The 18,482-nt window shown below is 70.2% G+C and carries 11 protein-coding genes; 2 read left to right on the top strand and 9 right to left on the bottom strand.

All coding sequences use genetic code 11. The features are described 5' to 3' along the window. Positions 1–1,725, top strand: a complete 1,725-nt coding sequence (locus tag AC1DVI_RS07260) for an SEL1-like repeat protein (RefSeq protein WP_476957354.1) — start codon at positions 1–3, stop codon at positions 1,723–1,725. Between the two features lie 15 nt (positions 1,726–1,740). Here the strand turns inward: AC1DVI_RS07260 and AC1DVI_RS07255 are convergent, their stop codons facing one another. The 9 genes from AC1DVI_RS07255 to AC1DVI_RS07215 form a co-directional block, all read right to left on the bottom strand. Then, positions 1,741–2,595 (bottom strand): N-acetyltransferase family protein, encoded by an 855-nt coding sequence (locus AC1DVI_RS07255; protein WP_476957353.1) that lies wholly within the window; start codon positions 2,593–2,595, stop codon positions 1,741–1,743. 38 nt (positions 2,596–2,633) lie between these two features. Beyond that, positions 2,634–4,313 carry a glycosyltransferase family 4 protein gene (locus AC1DVI_RS07250; RefSeq protein ID WP_476957352.1) on the bottom strand — a complete coding sequence of 560 codons (1,680 nt, stop codon included), beginning with the start codon at positions 4,311–4,313 and terminating at the stop codon, positions 2,634–2,636. A 101-nt stretch (positions 4,314–4,414) separates the two neighbouring features. Then, positions 4,415–6,109 (bottom strand): M10 family metallopeptidase, encoded by a 1,695-nt coding sequence (locus AC1DVI_RS07245; RefSeq protein ID WP_476957351.1) that lies wholly within the window; start codon positions 6,107–6,109, stop codon positions 4,415–4,417. Positions 6,110–6,618: 509 nt separating this feature from the next. Continuing rightward, positions 6,619–7,191 carry a D-sedoheptulose 7-phosphate isomerase gene (gene gmhA / locus AC1DVI_RS07240; protein WP_476957350.1) on the bottom strand — a complete coding sequence of 191 codons (573 nt, stop codon included), beginning with the start codon at positions 7,189–7,191 and terminating at the stop codon, positions 6,619–6,621. A gap of 149 nt (positions 7,192–7,340) precedes the next feature. Further along, positions 7,341–8,933 (bottom strand): methyltransferase regulatory domain-containing protein, encoded by a 1,593-nt coding sequence (locus AC1DVI_RS07235; RefSeq protein WP_476957349.1) that lies wholly within the window; start codon positions 8,931–8,933, stop codon positions 7,341–7,343. Then, a complete protein-coding gene (locus AC1DVI_RS07230) occupies positions 8,930–10,207 on the bottom strand; it encodes a glycosyltransferase family 4 protein (RefSeq protein WP_476957348.1) in 1,278 nt (425 codons plus the stop codon). Before AC1DVI_RS07230 ends, AC1DVI_RS07235 begins: the two co-directional genes overlap by 4 nt. Positions 10,208–10,282: 75 nt before the next feature. Next, complete coding sequence (locus AC1DVI_RS07225) at positions 10,283–10,951, bottom strand: class I SAM-dependent methyltransferase (RefSeq protein ID WP_476957347.1); 669 nt, start codon at positions 10,949–10,951, stop codon at positions 10,283–10,285. Between the two features lie 21 nt (positions 10,952–10,972). Next, on the bottom strand, positions 10,973–15,109 hold the full coding sequence (locus tag AC1DVI_RS07220; protein ID WP_476957346.1) for a glycosyltransferase: 4,137 nt from the start codon (positions 15,107–15,109) through the stop codon (positions 10,973–10,975). A 310-nt stretch (positions 15,110–15,419) separates the two neighbouring features. Continuing rightward, positions 15,420–16,439, bottom strand: coding sequence for a calcium-binding protein (locus AC1DVI_RS07215; protein ID WP_094306803.1), 1,020 nt, complete (start codon positions 16,437–16,439; stop codon positions 15,420–15,422). A 526-nt stretch (positions 16,440–16,965) separates the two neighbouring features. Between AC1DVI_RS07215 and galE the strand changes: the two genes are divergently transcribed. Then, positions 16,966–17,985, top strand: a complete 1,020-nt coding sequence (gene galE / locus AC1DVI_RS07210; protein WP_476957345.1) for a UDP-glucose 4-epimerase GalE — start codon at positions 16,966–16,968, stop codon at positions 17,983–17,985. Positions 17,986–18,482 lie beyond the last annotated feature (497 nt).

The raw sequence follows: 18,482 nt of genomic DNA, 5'->3' as shown, positions 1-18,482 counted from the left end.
ATGCGCAAGCTCATCAAGGCCGCCGGGCGGCTGTTCGGCGCCGCTTCGCCGGACGACCAGTACGCCAAGGGCCTGAAGGCGCTGGAGCGCGAGGATCACAAGGCGGCGCTGGAGTTCTGGCTTCCGGCGGCCCGGGCCGGCCATGCGGATGCCCAGAACCAGATCGGCCGCCTGTACGACCTCGGCAAAGGCGTGGTGCGCAACGCCGTTGACGCGGTCGGCTGGTACCGGCAGGCTGCCGACAACGGCCATGGCGACGCCCAGGCGCGGCTGGCCGAAATCTATTACTACGGCTGCGACGCGCCGAAGGGGATCACCCCGACCGACGAGACGCTGTCGCTTCTCTTCCCCAACGGCCTGAAGATCGAGCAGGACTACAAGGAAGCGCTGCGCTGGGCGCGCGCCGCCGCCGAACAGGGCGTCGTGGGCGCGCAGGCCATGCTCGGCTACATGCACGCCTCGGGTTTCGGCATCACCCCGGATTATGCCGAGGCGGAGCGCTGGTACCGCGTCGCCGCCGAGCAGGGGAGCGCGGCGGCCCAGCTCGGGCTGGGGACGCTGCTGGCCGGCGGCTATGGAGGGACGTCGGACCCCGAAGCCGCGCACCAGTGGTTCCGCAAGGCGGCCGAGCAGAAGAACGTGATGGCTTGGTACTATCTCGGCACCCAGTACGCCTCCGGGATCGGGGTGGCGCAGGACCCGGCCGAGGCGGTTTCCTGGTTCCGCCGCGCCGCCGAGGCGGGCGCCGCCGCGGCGCAGCGGGCACTCGGCCTGCTGTACGCGCGGGGGGTCGGCGTGGCCGCCGATCCGCACGCGGCCGAGACTTGGCTGCGGAAGGCAGCGGTCCAGGGCGACACCGAGGCGATGCTGCAGCTTGGCCACCTGAACAGCCGCGGGGCGGGGATGCAGCCAAACCTGTTCGACGCCGCGATCTGGTACCGGGCGGCGGCGGAGATGGGGCAACGCGAGGCGCAGAAGATCATCGCGCAGATGTATTTCGCCGGGTCCGGCGTGCCGCGCGACGAGATGGAGGCGGTCCGCTGGCTGGAGCGCGCCGCCGGCCAAGGCGACCCGCAGGCCCAGCTGCGCATCGGCGCGCTCTACGCCGAAGGGCGCGGGGTGGCGCGCGACTACGACCGGGCGCTCGACTGGTTCCGCCGGGCGGCCGAGCAGGGCAACAGCGACGCGGTCTACAACATCGGCACGCTGCACAGCCTCGGCCTCGGTGTCCCCCGCGACCCGGCGGGTGCCCTGACCTGGTACGAGCGGGCGGCCGAGCAGGGCAGCGTGCTGGCCCAGTTCCGGCTCGGCACCATGTTCGCCGCGGGCGACGGGGTGCCGCAGGACTACGCGCGCGCCGCGTTGTGGTCGCGCAAAGCGGCCGAACAGGGCCATGTCGGCGCCATGATCAACCTTGGCCGCTTCTGCATGCAGGGCTTGGGGATGGAGCGCGACATCGAGGAGGCGCTCCGCTGGCTGACCCTCGCCGCCGAGCATAAGGAGCCGTCGGCCATGACGGCGCTCGGCGAACTGCACGGCCATTGGAGCGAGCAGAAGGACTTCGCCCGTGCCCGTGGCTGGCTGGAACGTGCGGTGGCCCTTGGTGATGAGCGGGCCAAGCTGCTGCTGCAGCGGCTTCCCGCCACCGATCCGTCCGATGACCCGACGGCCGGCCCGCTCGACGGCCAAGCCTCCGGCCATCTCCGCGCGGTCCGCGAGGGCTGACGCCGTCCGGTCCGCTCAGGTCACCAGGGTGACGCCCCGTCCAACGTTCCCGCAAGGCGCGGGCAGGCAGAGGGCCATGTGGCGGTGGATCTCTCCCGTCTCCGGAAGAGACACTGGCCCGAGGTCGGCGTAACCCAGGGCGTGGTAGAGCGCAAGGGCGCGGGCGTTGTGCGGCAGAACCGCCAGCTCCAGCCGCGCGCAGCGTCCGGCGGCCCAGCGATGCGCGGCCAGCATGATCTGCCGGCCGAGTCCGAAGCCGCGGACGTCCGGGTGCAGTTCGATGCCGAGGGTGAGGGCTCCCGAGTCCGAGGAGGCGGGCCAACCGGGGCCGATCCGGACATGCCCGACGATGTCCCCCCTCCGTTCCGCGACCAGCCAGCAACGGTCCGCTCCTCCGAGGCCACTCTGCGCGGCGGCCAGCCAAGCCAGGAGATCCGCAACGCCGGGAACGGCGGTGTCGGGGCATCCGCCGTTCAGCCGGACCATGCCGGCCAGGAAGCCGCGCAACCGCTCCAGATCCCCGTCCGCCGTCAGGACATCCCGCAGGACGACGAGGCCGAGCGCGGCGATGGCCCGCCGTGGGGTGCCGCGCAGCCGGGCGGCGGGGAAATCCGGCAGACGCACGTCCACCATGGGTTCCCGACCGGCCAGGGCGTCGGGCATCGGCACGGTGAAGCCATGACGCCCATCCCCCTTGCCGGCGGCCTCCAGGTCGGGGCGGTGCTGGTCGGCCAGGGTCTCGACCCGCAAGGGGAGATCGCCGAACAGGACCTCCACGCGCAGACGCCGGTCCGGCTCCGCCGGCAGCCAAGCCCAGCCGGCCACCTGGGAACCGACGAGGTCGAGACAGCCTTCGGGTTCGATGGTCATGGCGATCCCCTCCGCACCCGGCCGGGTGCCGCCGGCCTTCAGGGCGCGCGGGCGGCGAGTGGCTCGACCGTGCGCAGAAGGCCGAACTTCATCAGGTGGACGAGGCTGCGCAGCAGCAGAAGCTGGCGCTCCGGCGGCACCAGGGCCGCGAGTTCGTCCACCGTCCGGCCCGGCGGGTCCAGGGCGTCCAGTGCCAGGACGAGGTCGGCCGCCGGGGACAGGATGCCGCGCGCCGGGGAGTTCAGCGGGTCGGCGTGCAGCACCGCCAGGGCGTCGCTGACGGCCACCCGCGAGGCGCCGTCGGCGCGCACCAGCCGCAGCCCCGGCTCCAGCACGCGCGTCGGGTAGGTCTGGAACATGCGCAGCGGATCGGGGCGCAGCGGGTTGCCGTCCTCCTCGGGGAGACGCGCGGCGCGTTCCGGCGCGTGGCGGCGGATGTCGGCCAACTGGCGCCAGACGTCCAGATACTGCGGGATGATCGCCCGCCAGTCGAACAGGGCGACGGCGCGGGCGCGCCCGGCCTCGCCCATCCGGCGGCGCAGGTTCCCGTCCGCGGCCAGCCGCGCGAAGGCCTGTGCCGCCGCCTGCACGTCCACGGCGCTGACCTGCGAGGTGCGGCCGATGTAATGGTCGTAATTGTCCAGCCCGGCGGCGTAGCGGTCGGCCAGGTCGGCGCCGGCGCCCGGCGGCGGCAGGACGGTCGGCACGCGGAAGCCGTCCACGCCGTCGCGCACCGTCTCGCGGTAGCCGTTCCAGTCGGTGACCACGCAGGGCAGCCCGGCGGCCATCGCCTCCACCGGGGTGATGCCGAAGGTTTCCTGGATGTTGTCCACCAGCGAGGTGAACAGGTCGGCGGCGGCCCAGACGCGGGTCCGCACCTCCGGCTTGCGGCCGTCGAGGAAGATCGCGTTGACGCTGGGGCAATAGCGCCGCGCCCCCGCGGCGAAGGCGGCGCCGATGGCGTCGTTGCCGAACCAGCCGGCCTGAATCAGATGGATCCGTTTGCCCGTGAGGCGGGCGGCCTGCTCCAGCGCCAGATACATGGGCACTGGGTGCGCCTTGGCGTGGAAGCTCAGGCGGCCCATGAAAAGCACCGCCACCTCGTCGGCGCCGATGCCGAGCGCCGCACGCTCCGCCGCGCGCACCGACGGGTCGAAGCGGAAGGCGTCGGTGTCCACGCCGAGCGGGACCACCGGCAGGTTCGGCATCGGCACCTCGGTGGCGCCCAACCGGTCGCGCAGATAGGCCGCGTAGGGGCGCAAAACGGCTTCCACCGACGCGCGCGCCGCCTGGGAGGTGCAGATTACCGCGTCCCAGGGCTGCAGCGGTGCGGTCGCCAGGGCGCCTAGATTGTCCGGGGCTTCCGACGTGGTGTGGGTGATGCCGCACAGGCTGTAGCCGCGCTGGTCGCGGGAGCGCCGGCGCCAAGCGTAGTGGTCGATGCCCGGCCCCGGCACGAACAGGCAGCCCACGGCGGCGAGCTTCGACGGCTCCGACGTCGGGTAGAGGGCCACGCGCCGCCCCGGGGCGTGACGGGCGGCAAGATCGGTGAACAGGCCTGCCAACTCCGGCCGGTCGATGTGGCAGGCGAAGCTGTCCAGCCCCGAATGCCGGAAGAAGCCGATGAGGAAGGATTCGCCGGCGACATGGCGGCCCTTCAGGTCCGCCCGCGCGGTCTCGTAACCCTCGGGGTGGAAGTAAATGGCGGCGTTGGACACGGGCGGCGGACGTCCTGGATGTTGCAGCGGAGCGGAGATGCCCGCCGGAGAGTAGCGGGGCCACTCGCCCCGGGCAACGCGCCTGAACGCCGCGCCGTGCGTTACCCGTTCAGCCAGAGCGCGAGGTAGCCGTTGCCCTGCACGGTGCCGGGCAGCGTCGCGACCGCCCCGACCGTCTTGCCGGTCAGCGTCAGGCTGGCGTCGATGCGTCCGTCGCCGTCGATGTCGATCTGAGCGGTGGCGCCCTTGTAGCCGTCCGCTCCATTCATCTCCGCCCAGGACAAAGCCGAGCGGCCGTCCTGCCAGCCCCAGACGGTCACCGTCTCTCCCGCCTCCAGGTCCGTCACGGTGGACCAGACCGGCTCCCCCGTGCGCCCGTCGACGAAGAAGGTGTCCCGTCCCGCCCCGCCGGTCAGGAAGTTCGACCCCGTGCCGCCGTCCAGCACGTCGTCGCCAGCCCCGCCGTCGATGGCGTCGTCGCCCCCCAGGCCGTTGATGAAGTCGTTGCTGGCGCTGCCGGCGATGACTTCGTTGGTCCCGCTGCCGATCCACTGCCATTGCAGAGAGGACAAGGGGCCGGAGTAGGACGAGGCTTCCTGAAGGATGCCCTTCCCGGTCGCGCTGTCGGCCACCGCGTAGAAGGTGGTGGGCACGGTCCCGGCCTGGGCGTCGGGGTTGAGGGCCAGGGTCATGTCGCCGAAGGACAGCCGCTCGATGCTGCGCAGGGTTGTCGTGCCCTGGGAACTGGTCACGGCGACCTCGCCGTCGCCGGTGTGCAGGATGCTGTAGGCTTCGGGCGGATTCTCGAACAGGACGGTGTCGATTCCCTCGCCGCCGTCCAGCGTGTCGTGGCCGCCGCCGCCGATCAGCGTGTCGTTGCCGCCGCCGCCGACCAGAAGGTTGTCGCGCTCGTTGCCGATCAGGACGTCGTTGCCCGATCCGCCGACCGCATTCTCGATCCAGCAGTCGTAGGCGATGCCGAGCGTCCGCCTTTCCAGAAGGAAGCCAGACGACCAGGCCGGGCCCAGGTCGCTGTAATGGCCGGGGCGCAGGTCGATCCGCGCGTCGGCCGTCTGGTTGGACCAACTGATGGTGTCGTTGCCGCCGCCGTCCCAGATGGTCTCGTAGATCGCCTGGCCCGGCGCCCAGGAGTAGACGGTGTCGCCGGCGTTGGTCGCCATGTTGGCGCCATAGAGATACTGGATCGCCTGGATGTCGTTGATCATCGGTGTGGTGGCGAAGCGGTCCTGCCAGTAACCCATCGTCGGCGATGCCCCGACGAAGGACTTGTAGCTCATCACGCTGTAGAGCTGGCTGTCGATGGCGGTGGGCGCCGCGGGGAAGCCGGCCCCGCCGTCCTCGTGCGTGTGCTTCAGACCGAGCGCGTGGCCGATCTCATGCATGGCGGTGAGGTAGGCGTAGGAACCGCCACCCCAGGACAGGGAAGGGTCGGCGAAGGTGGTGCCGAACCAGACGTCCCCCCCTTCGGGCAGATCGGCCGTGGTCATGATCGTGTAGGCGACCGCGGGCGATGCGCTGCCGCCGATGCGGAGGTCGCCGCAGGAGGCGGCCGTGTCGGCGACCTCGGTGCAGGAGATGTTCGCCACCGCGCTCCAACTGCCGATCGCCTGACGGATTGCCGCCTGGGCCGTGCCGGACAGCGTCCAGACGCTGGCCGGGTCCGGCGTCGCATAGCCGTCGCGGTAGGTGGAGAGCCCGGCCACACCGAAGGAATAGGTCAGGGAAGCGCCGGTGCCGGGCGTGCTGTCCGCCCCCCATTTGTAACCCCAAAGCAAGGAATCGATCGCAATGGTGCCGCTCGCGGTAATCCCGGATACGGGATACGCGTAATCAATTGCGCTCATCACTCAATATCCTGAAATGAAGATGGACCGCGCGGAGCGGATTGATCTTCATTTCAGGATGGATCTGAGACAGACAATTATTCGATTGAGCGGCTATCCAGAAGCTTCCGCCGCCATATGGAGAGCATTAAAGAAGTATTATTTTATTTCTTTTGTGAATTGCTGTGGCGCGGGGATGTAGCTCCGCCGGATCGCGGACGCCATCGGTGTGCGCCGGGTTGTCGGTGGCCGCAACCGGCTGCGCATGGGAGTGCAAAGGGGACAGCGGATCGGATGAGGTCCGCATGAAGGCGGCGCCCCGGTCGCGCCCGGGGCGTCTCCGCATCGCTCATCCGCTTGGCAGTTCATCCGGATGTTCTCACCCGAACGCACGGCGTGCGTCCGGGCGGGCGGGTCGGGGGCCGTCTTTCCCGCCGGTCCGGGGCGGCTTCCGGTCTGCCTCAGACGAAGGCGTTCTCGACCAGCTCGCACAGCATGTGGCCGGCGGCGATGTGCATTTCCTGGATGCGCGGGGTGTCGGAGGAGGGGACGCACAGGCAGACGTCGCACAGTTCCTTCATCCGCCCGCCGCCGGCGCCGGTCAGGCCGACGGTGCGCAGGCCGATGGCGCGCGCCGCCTCGAGGGCGGCGACCACGTTGCGGCTGTTGCCGCTGGTCGAGATGCCGACGAGCACGTCGCCCGCCCGGCCGAGCCCGCGCACCTGCCGCGCGAAGACCTCGTCGTAGGAATAGTCGTTGGCGATGGCCGTCAGGGCCGACGTGTCGACCGTCAGCGCCACCGCCGCCAGCGGCGGCCGGTCGCGCAGGTAGCGCCCGGTCAGTTCCGCCGCCAGGTGCTGGGAGTCGGCCGCCGAACCGCCGTTGCCGCAGAACAGCACCTTGCCGCCTGCCCGGAGGCCGTCGATCATCAGCGTGGCCGCGGCGACGATCGAGTCCGCCTGATCGGCGAAGGCGACGAAGTTGCGGGACGTCTCGAGAAAAGCATCGCGGACGCGGTCGGCGGGGTGGGTCATGTAAGGTTCCTGGAAACGTCGGGAGAGCGGGTCCTTCGTCCCGCACCATACGATGGCGGCGCCCGGCGGCGCCATCCTGCTCTTTTCCGCCATCCTCGGGCCGTATGGCGGCCTTCTCGGCGGTTCCCTTGGCGGATCGCGAAGGATCTTCAAAGGAGTCCGGTGCGCCGCCAAGCGGGCAGCTTTCGGTTTAGCAGATCGGGCAGCACCACGGCGAGCCGGTCCCGCATGGCCGTGGGATCGGTGACCGGGCTGCCGTCCTCGGCCAGCACGGACCGCTTGAGCCTTTCGAGCGCTCCGGTCACGAAGCCGCCAAGGGCTTCGGTATCCGGCGCTCCGGTATCCGGCGGTTGGCCGTCCCGTTGGCCGGTCAGCAGGCCGGCCAGGACGAGGCGGTCCAGCGAGTCCGCCGCCACGCTCTGCCCGACGACCGGAGCGGCCAGATGGAACAGCGACTCATCGAGGCCCATGCGCCGGGCCACCGCCCGGTTCAGCCGGCCGGCCGCCGCACGACCGTCCTCCGGCGCGTCCACCAGGGGATGCGCTTGGTTGGAGGAGACCAGCAGCGCGAGGAACCGTGACAGCGTGCCGAAGTCGTGCCGGGCCATCTCCGGCATCGCGGCGATCTCGCCCAGGCTCGGCGTGCCGGCGGCAAGCGCGTCGAGGATCGGCAGGCCGAGCGATGGGTCGTGGCGCAGTTCGCCCAGCGGCACCGGGATCGCCAGGCTCGCGTCCTCGCGCGGGACCAGCAGCGTGAAGCGCAGCCGCCGCAGCGCCTCCTCCGTCTCGGCCGGCGGCATCGTTTCCGGGCCGCGCACGAAGACGTCGCGACGGAACACCTGGTTCATCGCGAAATCGCGCACCGTCTGGGCCAGGGTCGGGTCGGCGATCTCCCCCAGGATGGCGCGCAGTTCCGCCCGCACCGCAATGTCGTCGAAATTCTGTGGAATGGTCGCCGAACCGGCGTAGCCGAGCTTGGCGCGGGCGAGATCCTTGGCCACCTGGGCGTGGCCCAACGGCTCCCAATGGGCGTTCAGGTATTCGTGGCTGAGATAGCGGCGGTCCTGCCCGGCCATCATGCCGAGATGCTGTCCGGCCGCGCCGTTCACCGCGAAGTAGCCGGCCCCGGCCTCGTTCAGCCGGTTGAGGAAGCCCAGCGCCGCGTCGAACTGGCGGTCGCTGCGCCCCGGATTGGCCGCGGCGTGTGCCAGGATCAGCTTCTGCAGGGGCATCAGCGGCGCCCAGCCCGGCTGGCTGTTGTAGCTGAGATAGACCAAACCGCCCGGCTTCAGCATCCGCTCCAGGATGTCCACGACCGCCTGACGGTTCTCCGGGCTGATCCAGCTGTAAACGCCGTGCAGAGCGATGAAATCGAACCCCTCGCCGTCCCTGGCCCCGGCGCCCTCGGCAGGCAGCCCCTCGACGGCGACCTGCTGGAAGCTGCGCTCGTGGAAGGCGACGTTGGGAAGCTCCGCCTCCTCGGCCAGCCGGCGGGCGCCCGCGATGTGCAGCGGGTTGAAGTCGATGCCGGTGAAGCGCCCCTGCGGGTGGGTCGCGGCCAGGATGTTCAGGGTCATCCCCTGGCCGCAGCCCAGCTCGCAATAGCGGAAGGGCCGGTCGGTGCGCGGCGGCCGGATGCCGTTCAGCAGGCAGACATAGGAGAGATAACCGGGGGCCAGCTCCCGATAGGCGCCATGGGTGTAGGCGATGTCGGCGTTGTAGCCGTCGCTCCAGCCGCTCATGCCGGGGTCCTTTCGGCGAGTTTCCCATCCGCCGACGCGCCCTGGGACGGCGTCCGACCGGCGATCAGGTCGTCGGTCAGGGCGAGGAAGCGGGGCAGGGTGACGGTGCGCAGGTCGTAATGCTCCACCGCGGTCCGTCGCGCCCGGTCGCGCAGCGTTTGCATGCGGTCGGGATGCTCGAACACCTCGTCGATGCGGTCGGCCAGCCCGGCGCCGTCGAAGAAGTCCACCAGCAGCCCGTTCTGCCGATCGCGCAGCACCTCCTCGACCGGGATGGTGGAGGAGCCGATGACCAGGCAGCCGGCCGCCATGGCCTCCAGGAAGGACCAGGACAGCACGAAGGGGTAGGTGAGATAGATGTGGGCCGAGGAGACCCGCAGGATGGTCAGGAAGCTGGGGTAGGGCACCTTGCCGAGGAAATGCACCCGCTCCCGGTCGATGCCGGCCCCGACCTCGTCGAGCAGGATGTCGCGGTAGCTCCGGCCGCCGGGAGCCGCATGGCCGTAGCTGACTTCGTCGCCGCCGACGATCAGCACATGGGCCTTGGGGCGCCGCTTGAGGATGTCCGGCAGGGCGCGCATGAAGACGTGGAAGCCGCGGTAGGGCTCCAGGTTGCGGGCGACGTAGGTGATCACCTCGTCCTTGCGCGTCAGCGTCAGGCCCGAGGGCAGGCGCAGCCAGGCGTCCGGTTCCGGCCGCACGATGCTGGTGTCGACGCCTTCGTGGATGACGCTGATGCGGGACCGCATGTAGTCGGGGTAGAGCGACCACTGCCAGCCGGTCGGGGTGTGGCCCCAGTCGGCGGCCTCGAAGCCCAGCGTGTTGATCGCGTTCTTGGTGCGCACCCGCGGGCCGTCGTTCAGGCTGACCGGCAGCGACGGGTCGAAGCCGATGTCGGCCCCGGCCAGGTGGTAGAAGAACTCGAAATAGGCGAGCAGCGGCACGTCCGGCCAGACGTCCTTCATGTACAGCGTCTCGCCCCACCCGTTGTGGCCGATCATGATGTCGGGACGGAAGCCTTCGGCCTGCAGGCGCCGGCAGACCTCGTAGACGCCCTGCCCGTAGATGACCGCCTGCTCCAGCTCCTGGAGATAGTGGTGGGTCGATGGCCGCGCCGCGCGGAACGGTTGGTAGATCGCGCGTTCCACCCCGGGAATCTGCACGGGGCTGTCGTGCGAGATGAAGACCACGCGGTTGCCGGGCTGCGCCGCCAGATGCTGGACGATGTGCTGGTACTGGCCCGGAAAGTTCTGGTGGACGAAGAGGTAATTCATGCGCGTCGCCGATTCCGCAGGGGGCCCGTCATGGGCCGTGTCATCGTCAATCTGTGGCCGTCAGGTCTATCGCCGTCAGGTCGTCGGGATGTTCTGGACGATGCCGTCCAGCGCGCCGGCCGGCGCCGGCGATCGGTAGGCCTTGACCTGCAGTTCGTAGGCCTCAGCCCAGCGCCACATAGCGAAGGATTCGAAACCCGCGTCCTGCAGCGCCTTGCCCAGCGTCCGCGGCGTGAAGCCGGTGCGGTGGGCCATGAAGCGGTTGCCGCCGGCAAGCGCCGGTTCGTATCCGTAGAGGGCGTCCAGGGGATAGATCGGGCGGCCGTCGGTCCGGTAGAGCGGCTCGTCGGTCCGGTCCGCAGCCACCAGCCGCGCCACCGCCTGAAGATCGGGCACGGCCAGCAGGAGCTGGCCACCCGGCCGGAGCACGCGCAGGAACTCCCGCAAGGCCTGCGGCACCTCGTGCCGGTCGAGGTGCTCCAGGTTGTGCGACGACCACACGGCGTCCATCGACATGTCGGGGACGGCCGGCATGTCGGTCATGGAGGCGACGATGTCGGGATCGACCGCCGGGTCGATGTCGAGCCGAAGCTCCTGCCACTCCGTCGCTGGGAAGGCGGTGCCGATGACGGTGGCGGTCCGCGGACCGCTCCCGACGTTGAGCACGGTCTTGCGCGGGGCTGGCGCCGCCGGCTGGTCGCCGACGGCCTCCGGGCCGGCAAGCTCCGGAATGCTCTGAGGCATCGGCCTGCAATCCACTCCGGATCAGAAGGGGCGCGGCTGGGCCTGGGCGCCCTGCTTCTCGACGAGGCGCAGCAGGATGCCTTCCAACGGGTCGCCGATGGCGTCCGACCGGCAGGGGCTGCCGTTCTGCCCCGTGGGCGAGCGATAGCCGCTGACGAAGGCGCCCTCGTAGACGCAGTCGAACCGCTCGGCCGTGGCGCCGCGCAGGCGGATCGAGAAGCCGATCAGCGGCGTGCCGAGACCGCGGCTGCCGCACATGCCGCCGCCGGTGATCCAGGGCGTTTCCCAACCGTTGGCGGTCAGGCCCTTGTATTCGAGATCCTCGGGCGGCAGCCCCTCGACCGGGGTGATCGAGAAGGCCTCGATCCACAGCCGCTGCCCGACGGCGCCGGCCCAGTTGGAATCCGCGAAACGCAGGTCGCCCTGGCGCTGGACATGGGCCAGGATCTCGGTGCGCGGGAGGCGGACGGCCGGAACCGGTGCAGGGGCTGGTGCGGCAACCGGAGCGGCGGCCGTGGGGGTCGCGACCGACGGCTGGGCGGCGGCCGGAACGTCGTCGATGCGGGCGAACTGGAGCGACAGCAGCGCGTTCGTGCGGTCGATGTGCTTGTAGGAGCTGAGGATCACATTGGCGGGGCCGCCCGTGACCTTGATGATGACCGTGTCGCCCGGCTTGGTCAGCCAGTTGCCCGGAACGCTGCAGATCATCTCCACGGCGGCGCCGGCCAGGCCGTTGGGAGCGACCGCCAACTGCACGCTCGGCAGCGGAAACTCGCCCGGGGCCGCAGCGCCGCCGCCGCCCGTGACGATTAGGGAGTAGAATCCCGGCACCAAGGACAGGGTCTGCGCCGTGGCCTTGATCTGGCTGGACTGAGTGGCTTCTGCGGACGCAACGCTACCGATCATCGACGACCCCCTGCGGGCGTGAAAGGTTGAGAAATGATGAACGGGCGCTTCCGAATCCGTCACTGGACCGGCACGCCTGTAATCAGGCCGAAAGGAAATAGGCCTTTCGATTGCTACGCTATGCACTGTGTGAGCGTCAAGGATACCCAGGAGCATATCGTTGATTGTCGCAGGGGCGAGTTCCGGTGGCAGAAGATGGCCGCCGCCATCGTGCCGGATCCGCTCGCCGAGCGCCCCCAGATCGAAGGCGGCGACCTCCAGCCCGGCCCGCCAGGCGGTGGACAACGCATAGCACCAGGTCTCCGGCGAGATGGAGGGCAGGAAGGCGAGGTGGGCCTGCTGCGCCCGCACCAGGGCGACCGCCTCTTCCTCGGCGAAGCGGCCGGTCACGACGATGCGCCCGGTCTCGAAAAGCGGCGGGTCCTCCTCGCTGAAGCCGACGACCACGAACTCCAGCGGCAGGTCGCGGGCCGCGGCGTCCCGCGCGCAGGCGAGCAGGACCTCGTAGCCCTTCTGGATGCCGACGGCGCCGATGGTGCAGACGCGCCAACGCCCCCCCGGCGGAAGGATCGGTCGGAGGTGGGGTCGGCGGGGGGGCTCCTCCGTTTCCCAGGGGCGCAGGTCGATGGCGCGCGGGTCCGTGTAACGGGCCAGGCGGGCGGCGACGTCCCGCGTCGGGGCCGTCACCCGGCGGGCCCCGGCGACCAGGGCGCGCGTGCGCCGGCGCAGAGCGGTCACCGTCAGGTCCGGATCGGCGCGGTCGTCCGGGTCGGCGGTGCAGCGCTCGCAGGCGGCTAGATCCGGCTCCCCGCAATAGCGCCCGCTCCCATCTACCAGGTTCACGCGCGGGCAGATCAGCCCATAGTCGTGGACGGTGACGTCGTAGGGCACGCCGAGCCGGGCCGCGAGGTCGAGCACGGCGGGATCGTGGCCGAGCGTGTGGTGGATCTCCACCGCCGCCGTTCCGGCCTGCCGCAGCACCGCGACCAGCTCCTCGAACTCGGCGCGCGTGCGGAACACCAGGTCGCGCAGCTCGGGCCGGTCCGCCACCTCGATCCGGCAGCGCCGTTCGGGCGGGTCGGCCGGGGGCCGGGCCGGTGCCCCGTCGCTCCCGTTTCCATCATCCTCGGCGGGGAGGGCGTCCGGGTCCTCCCCGGTCTCCGGCGTCAGGCGCAGGACGCGCCGGCCCTCCGCGCGCAGCGCCGCGACGCGCTCGGCCACGAAACGGGCGACGCCGCCGCGGCCGGACAGCGTGACCAGCAGGACGGCCGGAGGACGCGGCTCCGGCTCCTCGGCGGCCCAGCGGGCGAGGTCCAGGCGCCGCCGTGCCGCCAGCAGCGGGTCGGCGGCGATGAACGCCTGCACCAGCGTGTCGTAGCCGGGGTGCAGCCGCTCCATCAGGCGGCCGTTGCGCGCGGCCAGGATGACCTTCTGCCGGCCGAAGGACCGGCCGCCGACATGGGCTACGAAGACGTCGGCCGCCCCCAGGTGGCGCCAGCCCAGACCCCGTGCGCGCAGGCAGAAGTCGTTCTCCTCGCCGTAGCCGCGGCCGAACAGGCGCTCCTCGAAGGGGCCGGTTTCCTCCAGGCAGTCGCGGCGGATGTACATGCAGAAGCCGACCGCCGTCGGCAGATCGACCCGGACGCCGGCGTTCACCGCGCGGGCCCGCCGGTCGAGCAGCGCCGTCCCGGCGGGGGAGGGGGGAGGGGGGCGGTCCTTCCCGGAGGGGTAGCTGAGAATGGTGGCGTCGTTGGACAGGGGCGTGACCGTGCCGACGTCGTGCGAGTCATGGGCGGCGGCGCGCAGGCGGGCCAGCCAGTCCCCGGCGACCAACGTGTCGGCGTTCAGCAAAACGACATCGCGGTCCGGGTGCAGGCGCAGGCCCCGGTTGACCGTGGCCGGGAAGCCGAGGTTGCGGTCGTTGCGCAGCAGGGTGATTCGCCCTTCCTCGGCAAGCGCCGCGAGGTCGCGGGCAAGATCCGGTTCCGGGCTGGCGTCGTCGATGACGATGATCTCGTGCGGCGTGCCGTCTTCCCGTGCAGCCGCGAAGATCGACCGCAGGCAGGCCAGCGTTTCCTCCCGTCCGCGGTAGACCGGGACGATGACGTCGACCATGGGGGAAGCGGGTGTTCTTCCTGATGGGCGGGCTGGGATCGGCCCGACCGGCGATGGCCGGAACGGCGGATGACCGGTCCCCGGCCAGGGCAGAGGGCTGCCGGCGAGCGGAACCTCCCCCGGTCCGGCAACCACCTGCAGCGGGCCGGGTTCGAGGCCGCTGCCGTCCAGGTCGAGCGCGAAGGCGTAGTCGCCCTCCTCGATGCCAAAGGCCTCGGCGATCTCCATGGGGCGGTCGGTGACCAGCGTGATGGAGCGGCCGGCGGAATCGCTGACCCGCACCGTCACCCGCTGCGGCGGGTCGCCCGGGCACCAAGCCCAGCCGGACAGGCGCGTGGCGACGTTCGGCCCGTCTTCGAGCACGGCGCTGCCTTCGATGGCGGCGTGGCGGCGCGGATGCAGCGCCGCGCCAAGAAGGGGCCGGCCGTCCAGCGTGACGGACAGGGTCTCGCCCTCGGCCTCCGGCCCCAGGGGCAGGGTGAAACGGACGAGGCCGGAGGCCGGATCGGGCTGGCCATGGCGTTGCAGAAAGGACGGGCCGTCAAGAACCAGAAGCGGCCCCCGCCCGGATTCGATGCGCAGGACGCTGCCCGCCCCCGCCCGGTCCGGGTGCAGCGCGCCGACGATCCGCAGGCCGAGGTCGGCCGACGCCCAGCCGGCGGCGGCGCCGGACCGCGCGGCGTGGTCGGCGAGATCGGCCAGCAGCGGAGCGACGCTCACCGGAAAGCGATGCAGCAGCCGCTCGACGAGCGGGATGAAGCGGTCCATGGCGTCGAGCCGGGCCAGAGCCTGGCCGAGCACGATCGATGCGGTCGGGGTGGGCGCCCGCTCCGCCACCGTCTCCAGCAGGGGGGGCACGTCGCCGGGGCGGTCCGCTGCGACCAGCAGGGCGGCGAAGAAGGCCTTGAGCGCGATGTCGTTGGGCGCGAAGCGCGTGCTGCGTTCGGCCCAGCGCAGGGCCTCGCCGAGGTCGCCGCGGGCGACGGCGCAACGGGCCAGCCCGGTGGCGCCATTGATGTGGCTGCGATCGTCGCGCAGAAGGGCGCGGGCTTCCCGCTCGGCCTCGGCCCAGCAGCCGTCGGCGATGGCGCGTTCCAGAGGTCCCGGATCGGGTTTGGGAGTCTTCGGGGGACTCATCCGATGCGCCGCGTGGAAACCTGCACACCGGCAGAACGGAGATTCATCATGACGTCAGGCCCTGGCCCGTGAACGGAATGGCGACGATGGCCGGATGCCCCGCCGGTTCCGCATCCACCCGACGCTGACGGCACGAACGAAGCGTCCCGAGTTGGTGTGGCGGAACGCGGTGTCTGGACCGCTCAACGTGCCTCTTGGGAAGGCTTCATGATGAAGGCCATCCAAGGAAAAGGCACGGCACAAAAACGGCATAAAAATGGACCTGCCGATCGCTCGGCAGGTCCATCGCGGTCTTGCAGGGGCCCTCTTATCAGACGGCGAAGTTGCTGGCGGTCAGGTTGGTGACGCCGGCAACTGTGATCTGCGTGCCATCCGACAGGGAGATGACCGAGCTGCCGCCCGTCACCGTGACCTTCGCCGCCACCTGCGACGCGGAGAGGCCGTAGCCCTGGACCGCGATGAGGTCGGTGCCGGCCTTGAAGTCGCCGATAATGTGCTTGCCGCCGCCGAACACGGTGCTGAACACGAAGACGTCGTTGCCGTCGCCGCCGAACAGCGTGTCGTTGCCGACGCCGCCGATCAGGGTGTCGTTGCCGGCGAAGCCGCCCAGGACCGCCTTGCTGGTCTTGGAGGTGCCGCCGATGAGCAGGTCGTTGCCGCCGCCGCCGGCGATCGTGGTGTTGCCCGAGCCGCCGAACAGGGTGTTGTTGCCGGCCGCGGACGCGATGGTCGAGTTGCCCGAACCACCGATGACCAGGTTGGAACCGCCGACGACGTTGATCACGGCGTTGCCCGCGCCGGCGCCGATGGTGGCGTTGCCGCCGCCCGCGATGACGGTGTCGTTGCCGGCCGCGAAGACCTGGTTGTTGCCGCCGACGAGGCCGATCAGGTTGTTGCCTTCACCGGCGGTCAGCACGTTGTTGCCGGCCGCGGCCACAACGGTGTCGGCGCCCGTGCCGCCGAGGATGGTGGCCGAACCGCCGGCGACCGTCGAAGTGCCCAGCAGCTGACCGCCGGCGCCGCCGACGATGGTCTGGTTCGTGCCCGTGCCGGCCTGAAGGATCGTGCCAGCCTTGTCGTTGGCGACGAGGAGCTGGTTGTTGCCGGCGCCGCCGATCAGGGTGACCGGGGCGGTGTTGTCGGAGGCGATGACCGCGCCGCCCGAAACGGTCGACAGCGAGTAGACGCCGCCAACGGTGGCGTTGACGATCGCGTTGGCGTCCAGCTTGTTGGAATCAACCAAGCTCGTGTTCTTCAGAATCGCACCCGCCAGCGTGGACGGAGCGGCGGCATTGGTGATACCACCTGTGACCGTAGTGACCGTGGACATAGTAAGGACCCCCCGCAAAAGCGAATAAAACTTATGCCTAAGGGTCGGATACCATTGGTAATCCCTTTTTGCAAGTGCGGAATGGAACATGTCATCGGGGGGACCACCATCAGGTTACCTATGTCACAGACCGATGCTCCTGGGCGATAATGTTTCATTTCTAAAATATGCTCATGGGGTTGCGTAAAACCCTAGTACGGTCAGGGATTCACGCGGTTGGACGCATGAGGCCCATGTCGGAATTGAAGTGTTGGGTTCCGTTGGCAATGAACCGCCTTTCTTCGGCGCGGTCTTCGCATTCCGGTGGGCATCGAGGGGAGTGATTCGCGTCGCTCCAGGAGCCGGAGCCAGAGCCGGCTGGCCGTCGATCGGGGCAATCCCCTTACGCCGCGACTTGGCCGGTCCGGTTTGGTCCGGCCATTCCGGTCAGGTTGACAGGCATTTCCCTCCCACTTAGTTCCGGAGCACGCCGCCTGGGAAACCGGCCGGCGCTGTCCGGACGACACGGGATAAGGAAGTGCCCAGCATGCTCGACCAACCGGCGGCTCCGCGCCGCGTCCTGGTGACCGGAGGGGCCGGCTACATCGGCAGCCACGTCCTCCATGCCCTGACCGACGCCGGGATTCCCGCGGTGACCATCGACAACCTGTCGACCGGCCGCCGCGCCGCCGTGCCGGAGGCCGTGCCCCTGGTGGAAGGGGATGTCGGGTCGGCCGATCTGCTGGAGCGGGTGATTCGCGCGCATAGCGTGGACGCGGTGATGCACTTCGCCGGGTCCATCGTCGTCCCGGAATCGGTGGAAAAGCCGCTCGCCTATTACCGCAACAACACGGTCAACAGCCTGACCCTGCTTGACGCCTGTGCGCGGTTCGGGATCGACAAGGTGGTCTTCTCCTCCACCGCGGCCGTCTATGGCGCCACCGACCGCGTGCCGATCGACGAGGAGACGCCGACCGCCCCGATCAACCCCTACGGCGCTTCCAAGCTGATGACGGAGCGGATGCTGCGCGACGCCGGGGCGGCGCACGGACTGCGCAGCGTCATCCTGCGCTACTTCAACGTGGCGGGGGCCGACCCGGCGGGGCGTACCGGCCAGGCGACCCCGACCGCGACGCACCTGATCAAGGTGGCCTGCCAAGCCCTGCTCGGCCGGCGCCCGGCGCTGTCGATCTTCGGCACCGACTACGACACGCCCGACGGCACCTGCATCCGCGACTACATCCACGTCAGCGATCTGGCCGATGCCCATGTGCTGGCGCTGCTCCATCTGCGGCGCGGCGGCGAGAGCCTGACGCTGAACTGCGGCTACGGGCGCGGCGCCTCGGTCCATGAGGTCGTACGCACCCTGGAGGAGGCCAGTGGGGAAAAGGTGCCGGCCACGCTCGCCCCGCGGCGCCCCGGCGACCCGCCCCAGCTCGGTCCGGCGCGAACACGGCCTCGCGCCGGACCAAGCGGCACCATGGGCAGCACCATGGAAAGCATGGCAATCCCGCCGGCCGAAGGCTGCAGTGCGCCCGCCCGCACACACCACCTTCCTGCCGGATGAGATTGCAAACCACCTTTCCCGCTTTCCCGGCCTCGGGGGATGAACCCCGGTTGGTCCGCGGCAGGTTCGGGACCAGGATGGCACGCGCCGGCCGGCGCGCGGTTCGGCGGGCCCGGCATGTTGCCGGCGGCCTTGCTTCGCCTACCCTGTCCCACGGAAGCCGAGACGCTTCCGAAAACGCTGTTGCGGACCGTACCCATGACCGTTGAAGCCCTTGAGGAAACCGTGTCCGGCACCCCCGCCGGAGCAACTTACGGGCGCTGTTCGACAGCCTGGCTCGCGAGCGCGACCGCTGGGTCGAGCGCAACCGCGCCTTTCACGAGGCCGACCACGCCTATCTGCGTTTCCTAGAGCAAATTTCTGTTGGGAGCGAAGAACGGAAGTGAGGCTTGGCTGTTGGAGCGATTGCCCCATTGTGGAGGGTGTCGCGATGAGCCGAGCCTATTCGAGAGATTTGCGGGAGCGCGTGCTGCGGGCGTGCGCTGTCGGGACCGAGA

This window comes from Azospirillum sp. P4_B5, from assembly GCF_056402275.1.
Note: the sequence above shows the minus strand (reverse complement) of the source record. Positions and strands in the feature narration are given on the sequence as shown.

Bases quoted from the DNA above. Each gene is read 5' to 3' on its own strand.
- AC1DVI_RS07215 (WP_094306803.1), bottom strand. From the start codon at position 16,439: ATGTCCACGGTCACTACGGTCACAGGTGGTATCACCAATGCCGCCGCT.
- AC1DVI_RS07220 (WP_476957346.1), bottom strand. From the start codon at position 15,109: ATGAGTCCCCCGAAGACTCCCAAACCCGATCCGGGACCTCTGGAACGC.
- gmhA (WP_476957350.1), bottom strand. From the start codon at position 7,191: ATGACCCACCCCGCCGACCGCGTCCGCGATGCTTTTCTCGAGACGTCC.
- AC1DVI_RS07235 (WP_476957349.1), bottom strand. From the start codon at position 8,933: ATGAGCGGCTGGAGCGACGGCTACAACGCCGACATCGCCTACACCCAT.
- AC1DVI_RS07230 (WP_476957348.1), bottom strand. From the start codon at position 10,207: ATGAATTACCTCTTCGTCCACCAGAACTTTCCGGGCCAGTACCAGCAC.
- AC1DVI_RS07255 (WP_476957353.1), bottom strand. From the start codon at position 2,595: ATGACCATCGAACCCGAAGGCTGTCTCGACCTCGTCGGTTCCCAGGTG.
- AC1DVI_RS07260 (WP_476957354.1), top strand. From the start codon at position 1: ATGCGCAAGCTCATCAAGGCCGCCGGGCGGCTGTTCGGCGCCGCTTCG.
- AC1DVI_RS07225 (WP_476957347.1), bottom strand. From the start codon at position 10,951: ATGCCTCAGAGCATTCCGGAGCTTGCCGGCCCGGAGGCCGTCGGCGAC.
- galE (WP_476957345.1), top strand. From the start codon at position 16,966: ATGCTCGACCAACCGGCGGCTCCGCGCCGCGTCCTGGTGACCGGAGGG.